Below are 13,720 nucleotides of genomic sequence, written 5' to 3'. Positions count from 1 at the left end.
AACATCACAAAACTTACTATTTGCATCCTAGGATGAGTTCTGGGAGTATCATTACCTGGGTTAACTCGCCAATAGAACTAATAGTTTAATTCCAAACTCATCCTCAAAAAGTTCCTTTTTGTACTCAAGACTCCACCGTTCCAAATCACAAGAATCTCCAGAGTTTTTAGGATAGAGTAAAAAATTCATTTGTTTGGAATCAGTGTGATAGTCACAGCGAACCTTTTGGATAGCTCCGAGCTGGCGGCGATCTAGGGCGATCGCCAAGCGCATTAAACTACTCAACTGGCGAATTAAAAGGCGATGCTCACTGGACAAATTGGCGTAAGGCTCGTGTTTCTTCTTGGGGGCACTCTTGCGGTGATAGCGAGCTAAATTAGCGATTAACTCAATCTCCAATTCCGTAAAGCCGAGCAATTCTCCATGGCGAATCAAATAGTAGGAATGCTTATGATGCGCTGAATGACTGACATAAAGCCCACAGTTATGGAGTAATGTCGCAACCCATAGTAACTCCCGTTCCGTCTCACCCCACTCATGGAGACTCCCCTGAGTTTGGTCAAACAAACTGACCGCAAACTCTGCCGTGCGTTCAGCATAGGGCAAATCCACATGGTACTTCTGAGCAATCTTGCGGGTACTTCGTTCTCGCACCGAACTTTGATAACAGAGTTTATCCTCAATCAAACCCCGATTGAGCATCCAATCCACAATCATCCCTTCCCGTAGGGCCCGCTCACAAATTATGAGCTCATTCACCCCCAACAGAGCCATCGCCTCATGGAGAATCACCGCCCCAGCGACGATAATTTCAGCACGACGCTCCACCATTCCTGGAATGTTGAGACGTTCCTCATAACTACTCTTGCGGAGTTTTTTGAGCAATTTCTGGAGATGCTTGAAGCTAAGAACATAGCCATTGAGAGGACTGGGAACGCCTCCCAAGTTATCGATCGCATCCATCGTCGCCAACGCCTCAATGGTTCCCGACGTCCCTACCATGCGCAAGGTTTCCCCAGGCTGAACCCTAGCCAAGAGATCCTCAACCGGACGTTCAAGCATCCCCTGGACATAGGCTTCCAGGGCGGTATAGTCCTGATCATCAATGGGGTCACTATGGACATACTGACCGGACAAACGCACCGCTCCCACCTTAGTACTACTGAGGCTGCGAGGTTCCTGGCCATCGCCGAGAATCAACTCTGTTGACCCCCCCCCAATATCAATCACCACATGAGGTTGACGGGCCAACTCCATCCCCGAGAGGACTCCCAAATAAATCCGTCGCGCCTCCTCGGGGCCTGAAATGAGATTAATCGACAAGTCCAACTCATCCCGAACCCGTTGAATGAATTCCTGACCATTGGGGGCTTCCCGGGTGGCGCTAGTGGCCACGGCTACAATTTCGTCAGCAGCGAGACTATGGGCAATTTTTTGATAGCGTCGTAGAGTTTCAACAGAACGCTGAACAATCTCTGGTTTGAGATTTCCCGTCTCTAGATCACAGTCCCCGAGGCGGACAGTTTCCTTTTCGCGCGTAACAATAGTAAAGGCGGGCAGTTCCGGTTGAATCCGAACCACAACCATGTGAATGGAATTGGTGCCAATATCAATAGCCGCCAGAACATAGTTGGAGCGAACGGACACCCCAACGGGACGAGCCTGCATCCGAATCGCATTGCTCGGGGGGGTTGTGTCTGTCATGACGAAATCCTCAAACGTAAGCCGTTCTCCTGTATGTTATCAAGGCCACGTCCAACACCATAGGGGTGATGCTACTGTAGTTGAGGGGAGTCCCCCATCTTGACGGGTCGAAAACTTAGGAGTACAACAAGTGCAACTTGCCTTGATGATATCTCGTCTTGTCCCATTCGTCGTTGGACGGGTCTGTGATTTCTTAACCCTGCATCCTCTCTTTGTGCATCTTCAAGCTCAAACGTGTTTGACATCGATGAACTGACCGTGACTCAAATCCAGGGCCCCGATGATCTCTTTGACGTGCGGGGACAGTTGTTGCGTAAAACCAATCCCCTACGCAGCAAGATTTTAATTTTTTCCACAATTTATCATCAATTCGATTTCAGTGATCACGACTGGATGGCTCTGAGAACTCAAGAGCTAGACGCGCTCCTGCGTAATCTGTTCGATGCTTGCCCAACCCTAGATGAACTCGATAGCCGTCTGCACCGAACCGCTCGGGATTTAGAGGGAACCGAGGAAAATCTGCAAGCAGCAGACTTATTGGTGCGTTGTTTCACCCGATTTTACGTTCAGGATCTCCCCAGTCGCCCAGGTCAAGGGTTCCAGGATGTCTCCCTTACTCCTGAGCTAACCGGTGATCCGGTGACCCTCGGAAGTCATATTACCGAGAATCCCGTCCAGAATGTCAACTCAGATTCCCAGGAGGAGGAGGACAGCGACAGCAGTCTCTTTTTTGATTTAACCTTCAATCGCCCTCCAGCGATCGCCCCTGAGCCTCAGTCTGATGCCGATTCCCCAGCCCCACAGTCCCCTGTACCCTCTTCAAGTGCCGCTCCCCGCTTATCCGATCGCCTGTTGCAGCATCTGGCCACCACCGATGAAGTGCAAGATCTCATCCGTCGCTCCAGTAAGGATCTCACCGAGGCGATCGCCCAAAGCATCACGGACTTAGAAATGAACCTAGAAGCGACCTGTGCCCATGTTTCCCCTGAAGAACAACTACGGATTAAGCATGAAGCCGTCACCAGCCTCTTGAATGATGTCCGCCTGAATATCAATCGCATTGGCGGGGTTCTCGATCATGCCCCCTCCCAAGACTCCCTCGTTGATGAGGTGCAGCAACAGGCTAGCCAGGGAACCCCTCGGGCGATCGCCCGTTGGCTAATTCAGCGTCATCATCCCTTAGGACTTAACCTCCTAGCGACGCAAAAAGGCCGCTGTCTCCATCTCGTCTTGGATTTAGCCTCTCTCCATCCCAGCACTAACTCAGATCCCCAACATCTTGCCAGTCAGATGTACGAGAGTATTCTAGAATTAAGACTAAGCAGCGCCGATCGCCTAAAAGTCCATGGTCGTGAACCCGGACAAAAACGTCCCAGTTGGACGCGATCGTTTCTGCTGTAACTACCCTTTCGCCTCAAGCCTGGCCAAACCCTTATGGACGCTCGGGAAGTTCTAGAACGCTACATTTCCGGAGACATTGACTTTAAGAGCGTCACTCTCTGCAATGCCAAACTAGCCGGAGCCGAACTCATCGGAATTCGCCTGAGTGGGGCCAATCTCCAGGGGGCTGATTTACTGTTCGCCTATCTCACCCGCAGTCAACTCGATGGCGCTAATCTTAGTAAAAGCAAACTTGGCGGCGCTAATCTCAAACAAGCGAACTTACAAAAGACCCATCTGCGAGACGCAGATCTCCACGGAGCGATTTTACAACGGGCCGACTTGCGAGGTGCTGATTTAAGCCTAGCAATTCTCGTTGATGCCAATTTAATGGGAGCCGATTTGCGCAGTTGTAACCTCAGTGGTGCTGATTTACGGGGGGCTTCATTGCGGGGAGCCAATTTACGCTATGAACGGCGGATTTATAACCCAGTTAACTTGCGCGGCGCGAATTTAGCCTATTGTGATTTACGAGATATTGATTTGAGTTATGCGGACTTAACCCGTGCCGATTTAACCGGAGCCAAGTTAACCCAAACGCATTTACGGGGAACCATTTTCACCCAAGCCAAGTTGAAATGGGCCAATCTACGCCGCGCCACTATGATTGACACGGATTTAACCGAAGCGGATCTACGGGGAGCCGACCTTTCCGATGCCATTGTTGCCAGTGCCAGAATGCGGCAAGCCCGGCTCCAAAAAGCAACCCTTTATATGGCAAACCTAGCCCGTTCTAATATGACACAGGCTGATTTACGGGGAGCCGATTTACGGGAAGCCAATCTCTTAGAAACCAATTTAACCAAAGCCGATTTAACGGATGCTAACTTAACCAATGCCAATTTATTTGATGCAGATTTAACCCTAGCTCGTACCAAAGGGGCTAATTTTACAGGGGCTAAAATCAACGACGATTAAGCGTAGAGATGACTGTCATCCCCCCTATTACCGACTGCCTATTGCCTATTGCCTATTGCCTTATCATGCTAACTCAACCCTCCGAACCGACCTGGAAAACCGTTATTCGCCTCTTACGTTGGGATAAGCCTGCCGGCCGCCTAATTCTCATGATTCCCGCCCTCTGGGCCGTGGTTTTAGCCGCCGAGGGAACCCCACCCTTACCCCTGATTGGTGTCATTATCCTGGGAACCCTCGCCACCAGCGCCGCCGGTTGTGTCGCCAATGACCTTTGGGATCGTAACATCGACAATCAAGTGGAACGCACCCAATCCCGACCCCTCGCCTCCCGAGCCCTCTCCATTAAAACAGGGATTGTGGTGGGATTGGTGGCCCTCCTCTGTGCAGCGGGCCTAGCCTCCTATCTCAATCGCTTCTCCTTCGCCCTCTGTGTAGCGGCGGTTCCGGTGATTTTGCTCTATCCCGCCGCCAAACGAGTGTTTCCAGTCCCCCAATTGGTTCTCTCTCTGGCTTGGGGCTTTGCGGTGTTGATTAGTTGGAGTGCCGTGGAGGGGGGGTTAACCGCTTCGACGTGGTGGTTGTGGGGGGCGACGGTTCTGTGGACGTTAGGCTTTGATACCATTTATGCCCTTTCTGATCGCGAGGATGACCTGAAAATCGGCATTAACTCCAGTGCGATTTTCTTTGGAGAGGGGGTTGTGGGGGCGATCGCCCTCTGTTTCCTGGCTACGGTGGTCTGTTTGGGGGTTGTGGGGATTCAACTGGGCTTAGGGAGCGGATTTTGGCTGGCTTTGGTTCTGGCAATGGGGGGCTGGACTTGGCAAGTGGCCCGACTTCAGGAAGAAACCTTACCCCGCCCCGCCTTTGGCGATTTGTTTGCGCAAAATGTCTGGCTGGGGTTTGCGGTGTTACTGGGGATGCTTTTGGGACTTTAGGGGATGAATTGCCGTGAGGTTCCTCCTACACTGAGATAACAGCCGTTTGTGATTGATAGCGATTTTTATGAAAACCCGCCAACTCGGTAATAGTGATTTACAGGTCTCGGAAATTTGTCTGGGAACCATGACCTACGGGCAACAGAATAGCATTGAGGAGGCTCATGAACAACTCGATTATGCGATCGCCCAAGGGGTGAACTTCATCGACACCGCCGAAATGTACCCCGTCCCCGGCCGGGCCGAAACCCAGGGCCGAACCAGCGAATATATTGGTCAATGGCTCGCCAAACAGCAACGGGACCAACTCATCATCGCCACCAAAGTCACCGGCGGCGGTTCGATGGAGTGGATTCGCGGTAAAGATCGCAAAGTCGATCGCCCCAACATCGAAGAGGCGGTAAACAACAGTCTCAAACGCCTGAAAACCGACTACATCGACCTCTATCAAATCCACTGGCCCGATCGCTATGTCCCCCTTTTTGGCCGGGGACCCTTCAACCCCGACCAAGATCGGCCCACGGTTCCCATCGCTGAACAGTTAGAGGTCTTTAAGGACTTAGTGGATGCGGGTAAAATCCGCTATCTGGGATTGAGTAACGAAACGCCCTGGGGGGTGAATCAGTTTTGTCATCTGGCCGAGACATTGAACCTTCCCCGAGTCGTATCGATTCAGAACGCCTATAGTCTCCTCAATCGCGAATTTGACCTAACTCTAGCTGAAACCAGTTATCGGGAAAATGTCCCTCTGTTAGCCTACAGTCCTCTGGCCTTTGGTTTCTTGACCGGGAAACATCAAGGTGGCGTCGCCCCCAACTCCCGCGTCGCCGAGTTTCCCGGCTTTGGGGCCCGCTATGGGAAGCCCAACGTCCAAGGGGCCTTGACGGCGTATCTGAAGTTAGCCAAAGACTGGGGATTATCACCGGCCCAGATGGCCTTGGCCTTTGTGCGATCGCGCTGGTTTGTGGCCAGTACCATTATCGGGGCCACGACGTTAGATCAGTTAAAAGAAGATATCGGCAGTGTAGCGGTGGAGTTAACCCCAGAAATGTTAGCCGCCATTGACGAAATTCAGGCAAAATATCCCAACCCAGCCCCTTAATTGGGCATAGGGAGAACCCACCCCGCCCTCCGGGCACCCCTCCCAAGAGGGGAAAGACGGTAGGGTGTGTTCCGGCTTGCAACAGATTTAAACCTTTGACGACTCCTGTTCAACTTGCCGGAACGCACCATTCTTATTATGAACAATCTGCCCACAATCCTGTTCAATCGCATCACGCATCATCTGCACATCATCAGCCGGAATACATCCGGCAAACTCAAGTAACTCTTGGCCCGGGACTCCTCGAACTTGGGTATTCGCTAACATTCGGGCAAATTCCAGAACTTGCCATTGCAGATGTTGGGGCAGTTTCTCCATTTCTTGGACGACATCATTAACCGTTTCGTTCATCATTTTTATCTCCACCCATGCTTCACGTTATTGAACCTTGACTTGGAACTGGCCAGAACGCACCCTTGGCAAACCTCTAATCAAACAAATCCGATACAAGACAAGAAAATTCCGGTAAAATCGGACTGGTGAGGGAATCCCTAGAAAAGAGAGTTTCTGAGAGGCTTAACTGAGACCCCTCCCGGCGATAGACCTTTAATTCCTGCTTGTATCGGTCAAGAATCCAATACTCCAAAACCCCTTCCGATGAATAGAGTTTGAGTTTGAGTTCGTAATCCCGTAGGCGATCGCGTTTCGAGTTCGACAAGACTTCCACCACCAAATCCGGGGCGGCGGTTAGATGGCCCGAGTCATCTAAACACGCATCCAGTCGTTGCTGACTCACCCAAGCCACATCAGGGATGACACTGTTGATATCGGAAAAAATAATCCCTGGGGCGATCGCCGCTCGTCCTAATCCCGTTTGACGCGACCAGGTCTTTAAGACCATATAGACATTACCACTAATTTCTTGGTGCTGCCAATGAGGGGCGCGAGTCACAATCAGTTGTCCATCGATGATTTCATAGGAGTTATTTGGGTCATCAAATAACTCCAAATCGGCGATCGTCCAGCGAACCGTCTCTGAGGATACTGGCATAACTTAAACCGTTATCATTCATAAGGAGTGCGCCCGGGCGACCACAAGGGTTCGCCCCTACGTCTTTTCTGGGCGACCACAAGGGTTCGCCCCTACGATTGCCTTCTTCCCCCCTTTTGCCTTTTGCCTTTTGCCTTTTGCCTTCTTCCCCCCTTTTGCCTTTTGCCTTTTGCCTTTTGCCTTCTTCCCCCATAATAGGGGACGACCTTCAGCCGCGCCCACTGTGACCCAACGATCGCTCGCCCTGGATAGTCTGCGAGGCTTGGCCGTTCTCGCCATGGTCTTCTCGGGAATCATTCCCTTTGGCGGGGCCCTCCCAGCTTGGATGTATCACGCCCAAGTTCCCCCCCCGGACCATGTCTTTAACCCCGAAGTTCCGGGACTCACTTGGGTGGATGTCGTCTTCCCCGCCTTCCTTTTCGCCCTGGGGGCCGCGATTCCCTTGGCCCAGCGGCGACGGATTGAACAGGGGTGGCCCGGGTGGAAAATTGCCCTCTCAACTCTGTGGCGAGGGCTATCTCTGATTGCATTTGCCGTCTTTTTACAACATTGTCGGCCCAATATCCTCGACCCCGATTTAGGAGTTTGGCGATGGTGGATTTCTCTGCTGGGATTTCTCATTTTGGGGTTAGCCTTTGGCGAATTTCCTCCCTGGATTCCTCGTCCCCTTCAACGAGGCTTAAATCTCTTGGGCTGGCTATTGGGAATTATCCTGTTATCTCAGTTAACTTATGCCGATGGCAGTGGCTTTTCTAGCACTCGTCATGATATTATATTGGTGGTTTTAGGCAATGTCGCCATTGCCGGGACCGCCATTTGGTGGCTGACTCGGGACCAAGTTCTGGGTCGATTAGGGGCGATCGCCCTCGTGTTTGCCCTGCAATTGTCCCTGGGAGAACCCGGTTGGGTGCGATCGCATCTCGACATCTCCCCCATCCCCCATCTTCTCAACCTCGCCTATCTCAAATATCTACTCATCGTCCTCCCCGCCACGCTTATCGGCGATGGACTTTGGCAGATGTTGCACCAGGAAAAGTTTACCCCAGGCTGGACCGCGCGGCGTTATGGGGCGATCGCCCTCTTGGGACTCACCTGGACCCTCACCCTCTTGATTGGACTTCAGGGGCGCTGGCTGGGGCAAACCCTGGTGATAGGGGTAATTTTGACAAGTTTGACCTGGTGGCTAAAACAGAAGCCCTACAGTCCCCAGGAGCGGCTGCTGAGCCAATGGATGACCTGGGGAACCTATTGGATTGCTTTGGGCGTCATCTTAGACCCAGTTCAGGGAGGAATCAAGAAGGACCCCGCCACCTGGAGTTATCTGTTCACCACCACAGGAATCTCCATCTGGCTATTAGTCAGTTTACTAATTGTGGTCGATATCTTTCGGGGCGATCGTCGTTTACCGGGGTTAATTCCCCCACTCATCGACACCGGCCGCAATCCCCTAGTTGGCTATGTAGCCTATCTCAACCTAATTTTGCCCCTTCTCACCCTAACGGGCCTACGCACCTTCATCAACGCCGTCACCGCCTCCCCCCTACGAGGAACCCTACGGGCCCTAATCATGACGATGCTAGTAGTGGGAGTTGTCTGGGGACTGAAACAACTCCGTTGGCGTTGGCGGCTATAAAGCGTCGCCCTCATTGCAAAAACTACCATAATGACCGTTTCTCTAGCATCCAAAGATTGTCTTAGGACCGTCTGAGTTAAGATAAAATCACCCACCTCTTGCCTCTTGCCTCTTGCCTCTTGCCTTTCTCCCCTCTTGCCTCTTGCCTTTTGCCTTTTGCCTCTTCCCTCATATGACCACTGATCAAGAATGGGAAGAATGGGGTCAACGAGAGCCATATTTTGGAGTCTTGACCCAGGATAAATTCCGACGTACAAATCTCAGTAAAGCCGCAAAACAGGAGTTCTTTGAATCAGGACGAAGTCACGTCAACTGGGTGTTAGACCTCTGCAAACGCCATGTTGACCCCAACTTTAGCCCCAAACAGGTTTTAGATTTCGGCTGTGGTGTGGGACGATTGGTGATTCCCTTGGCTGAGATAGCAGACTCCGTTGTGGGGGTGGATGTCTCAGAGTCCATGTTACAGGAAGCGCGACAAAACTGTCAGGATGACTCCCTCACCAATGTGACGTTACTCAGATCCGATGATAGCTTGTCAACGGTTAGGGGGGAGTTTGACTTTATTCACTCGTTTATTGTTTTTCAGCATATCCCCGTGAGCCGAGGAAAACAGATTTTTTCCCAACTTCTCCAGCACTTAACACCGGGAGGAATTGCCGCGATTCATGTTACCTATGAAAAAGCAAATCATCGATCAACTTTATTGCAAAAAATAGTAAAAACTATCAAAGTAATCCTAAGACCCTTACGTCAATTGAGGAGTTTTTACTTGCCCCCAACCGACCCGGAACTGCAAATGAATCCTTATCCGCTGAATGACCTCTTTCTAATAATTCAATCGTTGGCAATAGATGAAATTTATGTCAATCTAACCGACCATGGAGGTGAATTTGGGGTCTATTTACTGTTTCGAAAACCTCAATGATCCGAATCTATTTGCTAGGATTGACCCTCATGATATTAAGCTCATGTTATCCCCTGAATTAGTCCATGAGCCTGGTCTTAGTTGAGTTCTCCCCGTTGAGCAGCCAGTCGGATTAACTGCGATCGCGTACTCAGATTTAACTTCTGTAAAATGTGGCTAACATGAGTTTGCACTGTCCGATGACTAATAAATAAGCGTTCGCCAATTTCCTTATTGGTTAACCCCAGGGCCACTTGTCCGAAAACCTGAACTTCCGCTGGCGTTAAGGGAAGTTCATCGGGGTTCTCTGACTCCTCATCCCCCCCAAACGCCTCCATCGAATGAAGTGAGATGTCAGAATTCGAATGATTCACAAGTTGCAGGACGTCCAACATTTCTCGCTGTAAACGAGAAGTTCGCTCCAGCAGCATTTTGAGTTTTGCGCCAATTTCCCATAATTCAAATGGTTTCACAAGATAGTCATCCGCTCCTAATTGATATCCCTGAAGCCGGTCATCTACCTGTCCGCGAGCTGAAAGAAAAATGAAGGGAATAAACTGATAACTCCGACTAGCTCGAACTCGACGACAGAACTCAAAACCATTCATTTCTGGCATCGATACATCAGAAATAATCGCATCTGGTCGAATTTTATTCATTTGGAGAATAGCCTCCTGTCCTGAAGCGGCTTCGCTGACCTGATAGCGGTTTTCCTCAAGATAATCTCGTAGAATATCCCGTAATCTCGCATCATCTTCAACAATTAGAATTTCACTCACAATTAATTCTCCTGTAAATGGCGGCCGTTCCTCTCAGAAAAGAATAAATGAGGTTTAGGGGTGGTAGATCGGTGATTTCACTATTCTTGTAGCCAAGCAGAAAACCGAGATAACTTCTCGTTAGAATTGCTCAAAAAACGAACACCCTAACCTAACTATTACAGGAATATTTTGAGAAATCCGGACAGTTTCTATAAAATCAGAAAAATCTCGGATAATTAACACCCAGTGGCTCACTCATATTTTGAGATTTTACAAAATTCCCATGATGATGTGTAGGCAAGTTCAAGTACGGTCAGTAAAAACCCGCTCCAATAATAAAAAAAACACAATTTATATCAGTAATCTCTCTATCAGCCATTTTTATGACTCGAATCGGCGATCGCGCCGATGTGTCACGGTGATGTCTCTCCCTATGATTGAGTCACAACCGAAGCGAGACGACGAAATAACCCTGAATTGTCTCCCCAAACCCTTGGTTGTTCTCCACATCGTTGAATCTACAAAACTCGTATGAACACTCACATGTCAAGCACATCCCAAGGGAACGAAGCAACCAGCATTCGGCAAGACTTACGCGATCGCCTAGCTGAATTTCACGCCGCCTATCTTGAGCGCAATGCACTCGTCAACGGAGATACCCTAACCAGTCTTTTAAAAGACGACATCCTGGAATCCATCCATAATGAAGATCATCTCCTCCGGGACTTCTGGGGAGATTGGCTCGATGGCGAGAGTGGAGAGGATGGTGTCAACTATGAAATTGAACCACAGGTATTTCTGGGAAAATCGGGTAACGATGTCCTCATCGGAAGCCAACGCCATGAAACCCTATTTGGCGGAAAGGGACGAGACTTAATTTATGCCAAGGGGGGAAATAATCTCATCTATGGTGGCCAAGGAGATGACATCATTCTCGGTGGTGACGGCCATGATACGATTTCTGCTGACATGGGGAACGATACCGTCTATGGGGGTAGTGGAAACAACGTCATCGCCGGACGGGAGGGAAATGACCTCATCTACGGAGAATCAGGGAATAACCTTCTGTTTGGGAATACTGGCGATGATACCCTCGTGGCCGGACAAGAGAGTAGTACCCTCTTCGGTGGACAAGATAACGATCTCCTTTTGGGAGGTGACGGAAATGATGTCCTTTACGGTGACCTCGGAATTGATACTCTCTCCGGAGGTGGGGGAAAAAATATCTTTGTCCTCGATTTTCGCTCCACCGCCAGTGATATCACTCAGTCCGATGTCGCCTTGGACTTCAATTCAGATCACGACCGTCTCGGCTTAACCGGAAACCTGACCTATGAGGATTTAGACATTAGTCAAGGAACTGGAGATGCAGCAGCAGATACTCTCATTCGAGTTCGTGAGACGGGATTCTTTTTAATGCGTCTTCAAGGTGTGAACGCTGATTCCCTGAACAGCTCACATTTTACCCACAACTTAATATCTTTAAGTGATGACTCCACTGGGGATGACTCCACTGGGGATGACTCCACCGGCGACAATTCTACCGGTGATAACTCCACTGGGGATGACTCGACTAGCAGCGATAATTCTACCGGCGATAATTCTACCGGCAACAATTCTACCGGCGATAATTCCACCGGCGGCGATAATTCTACTGGCGACACTTCTAACTTAGACCTGTCCTCCTTCAACCCTCTCATTGGGGACATCTTCAATAACGAACTGATTGGAAGCGAGGGACAGGATCTCATCTTCGGAGTGTCCGGCGAAAACCGGATGACAGGTGGTGCAGAGACAGACGTATTTGTTCTCTCAGCCAATGGCTTAGCTACCATTACTGACTTTAGCTTAGGTGAAGACCGAATTGGCTTGTCCGGTTCTCTGAGTTTCCTAGATTTGGAGATTAGCCAAGAGGGAGAGACCGCCGTAATTCGTCTCAACGGAACCCCAATCGCGATTTTGGAGAATGTCAATGCAGAGGACTTGACTGCTGAGCAATTTATAGCTGTGGATTCCAGTTTCTTAACCACCTCCACCTCCCTCAATCCCTTGACTTTAACCGGAGAACCGCAAGTTCTAACGATTCCCAGCGATCTTCTCACCGCCATGAGTCCCTTGGCAGATTTCCAGTCCAGCATTCGTAATGCCAGTTCCCTGCAAGATGTTCTCACATTAGTCGATCAACTTTCCGCCGAAGTTAGCAATCTCTTAGAGAGTCAGATTGATGGTGTGACCGATGCACAACAGCAGTTCACCAACTTAACTAGCAGCAACCTCTTCCAAACCTTAACCAATTCCCTCAATGGCGTGATTAACGAAGTCACCAATTTGGTCAATGCTGAGATGGCTGAAGTCAGTGGACTCTTGAGTTCCCTGAATGGGATTACTGATCTGACTGGACTCTTAACCCCTCTCAAACAGTCCCTCAACAACATTGCTAACTCTCTAACAGAGTTTAATACCTCTCTCGCTAGCAGCCTTGGGGATGACATTAACGGAATTACAGCTTTAACGGACGACCTCAGCAATCTCTCAACCGCCGATTTGCAGACAGTCGCCGGACTTCTGCAACAGGTGACTGAGTCTCTCGGCGGCTTAGGCGAGTCTTTAGAGGCGATCCCCAACACTCTAGAGACAACCCTAGCGGATGATCTCAACGCCTTGAATGGTTCCCTGACGGGTTCAGTAACCAATCTACTCGGCGGACTTCTCGGAACGGTTCAAGATTTCGCCAACTCCCTGGAACAGCTTCCCACAACAGTAGAAACATCTCTGGCTGATGATGTGACGACTCTCGGGAGTTTTCTGGATGAGGTGACCACGCTCCCCAATCTAACAGAGGTGATTGGGTCTCTAGATAGTCAACTTGACGTTCTGTTGGCTCAAGTCAATGTGGTTGTGGGAACGAATGAAGATGAGATAATCTATGCGGGGTTATCTCAGCCAAATTTAGGGTCTGTGAATCTAACGGGTTCAGGAGGTCAAGATGTCTTCCTTCTTGCTCCGAATAGTCGCGAAGCTATCATTACTGACTTTAATCCGGACGAAGATTTGATTGGGGTAGCTAACGGGATTGACTTCGCGAACTTGGAAATCTCCCAAGTGGAGGGTTCTACGACAATTCGCTTAGATGGACAGGATTATCTGACTCTGAATGGCGTCCTCTTTAGTGACTTAAATACTGACCTATTTGTTCAGGTAAATTTGAGTAATTTGGGTCTGGATACGTCACTGTCTTTGCGGTAGATAAAAAAGTCCGTAACTGGACATCAAATGAATCAAGGTTAGGGTGAGTAATTGACTTGATTACCCACCCTATCTAACTTGAAATC

Annotated in this window: 11 protein-coding genes; 7 read left to right on the top strand and 4 right to left on the bottom strand. The window is 49.8% G+C overall.

Features of this window, described 5'->3' with window-relative positions; all coding sequences use genetic code 11:
- Positions 1-60: 60 nt before the first annotated feature.
- Positions 61-1,704 carry a Ppx/GppA phosphatase family protein gene (locus tag NEA10_RS01045; protein WP_374111830.1) on the bottom strand — a complete coding sequence of 548 codons (1,644 nt, stop codon included), beginning with the start codon at positions 1,702-1,704 and terminating at the stop codon, positions 61-63.
- A gap of 234 nt (positions 1,705-1,938) precedes the next feature.
- Here NEA10_RS01045 and NEA10_RS01040 point away from each other — a divergent pair, with 234 nt between their 5' ends.
- The 4 genes from NEA10_RS01040 to NEA10_RS01025 all read left to right on the top strand — a co-directional run bounded on the left by NEA10_RS01040 (position 1,939) and on the right by NEA10_RS01025 (position 6,099).
- Complete coding sequence (locus NEA10_RS01040) at positions 1,939-3,105, top strand: hypothetical protein (RefSeq protein ID WP_252663385.1); 1,167 nt, start codon at positions 1,939-1,941, stop codon at positions 3,103-3,105.
- Positions 3,106-3,138: 33 nt separating this feature from the next.
- Positions 3,139-4,062, top strand: a complete 924-nt coding sequence (locus tag NEA10_RS01035; RefSeq protein ID WP_252663384.1) for a pentapeptide repeat-containing protein — start codon at positions 3,139-3,141, stop codon at positions 4,060-4,062.
- Positions 4,063-4,127: 65 nt separating this feature from the next.
- Complete coding sequence (locus NEA10_RS01030; protein ID WP_252663383.1) at positions 4,128-4,997, top strand: 4-hydroxybenzoate solanesyltransferase; 870 nt, start codon at positions 4,128-4,130, stop codon at positions 4,995-4,997.
- Positions 4,998-5,064: 67 nt separating this feature from the next.
- The gene (locus tag NEA10_RS01025) at positions 5,065-6,099 is read left to right on the top strand and encodes an aldo/keto reductase (protein ID WP_252663382.1); all 1,035 of its coding nucleotides are present in this window, start codon (positions 5,065-5,067) and stop codon (positions 6,097-6,099) included.
- A gap of 87 nt (positions 6,100-6,186) precedes the next feature.
- Here NEA10_RS01025 and NEA10_RS01020 read toward each other — a convergent pair whose 3' ends face one another.
- Both NEA10_RS01020 and NEA10_RS01015 read right to left on the bottom strand, forming a co-directional pair.
- The gene (locus tag NEA10_RS01020; RefSeq protein ID WP_252663381.1) at positions 6,187-6,453 is read right to left on the bottom strand and encodes a hypothetical protein; all 267 of its coding nucleotides are present in this window, start codon (positions 6,451-6,453) and stop codon (positions 6,187-6,189) included.
- A 73-nt stretch (positions 6,454-6,526) separates the two neighbouring features.
- The gene (locus NEA10_RS01015; protein WP_252663380.1) at positions 6,527-7,090 is read right to left on the bottom strand and encodes a Uma2 family endonuclease; all 564 of its coding nucleotides are present in this window, start codon (positions 7,088-7,090) and stop codon (positions 6,527-6,529) included.
- A gap of 223 nt (positions 7,091-7,313) precedes the next feature.
- On the opposite strand from NEA10_RS01015, the gene NEA10_RS01010 reads away from it, so the two are divergent.
- The gene (locus NEA10_RS01010) at positions 7,314-8,723 is read left to right on the top strand and encodes a DUF5009 domain-containing protein (RefSeq protein ID WP_252663379.1); all 1,410 of its coding nucleotides are present in this window, start codon (positions 7,314-7,316) and stop codon (positions 8,721-8,723) included.
- 172 nt (positions 8,724-8,895) lie between these two features.
- Positions 8,896-9,648, top strand: a complete 753-nt coding sequence (locus NEA10_RS01005; protein ID WP_252663378.1) for a class I SAM-dependent methyltransferase — start codon at positions 8,896-8,898, stop codon at positions 9,646-9,648.
- A gap of 77 nt (positions 9,649-9,725) precedes the next feature.
- Here the strand turns inward: NEA10_RS01005 and NEA10_RS01000 are convergent, their stop codons facing one another.
- Entirely contained in the window at positions 9,726-10,406 is a 681-nt protein-coding gene (locus NEA10_RS01000) for a response regulator transcription factor (RefSeq protein ID WP_252663377.1), read from the bottom strand.
- A gap of 525 nt (positions 10,407-10,931) precedes the next feature.
- Here NEA10_RS01000 and NEA10_RS00995 point away from each other — a divergent pair.
- Entirely contained in the window at positions 10,932-13,634 is a 2,703-nt protein-coding gene (locus NEA10_RS00995) for a hypothetical protein (protein ID WP_252663376.1), read from the top strand.
- Positions 13,635-13,720: the final 86 nt, after the last annotated feature.

The sequence above is a fragment of the Phormidium yuhuli AB48 genome (assembly GCF_023983615.1).
GTDB classification, from domain to species: domain Bacteria; phylum Cyanobacteriota; class Cyanobacteriia; order Cyanobacteriales; family Geitlerinemataceae; genus Sodalinema; species Sodalinema yuhuli.
Note: the sequence above shows the minus strand (reverse complement) of the source record. Positions and strands in the feature narration are given on the sequence as shown.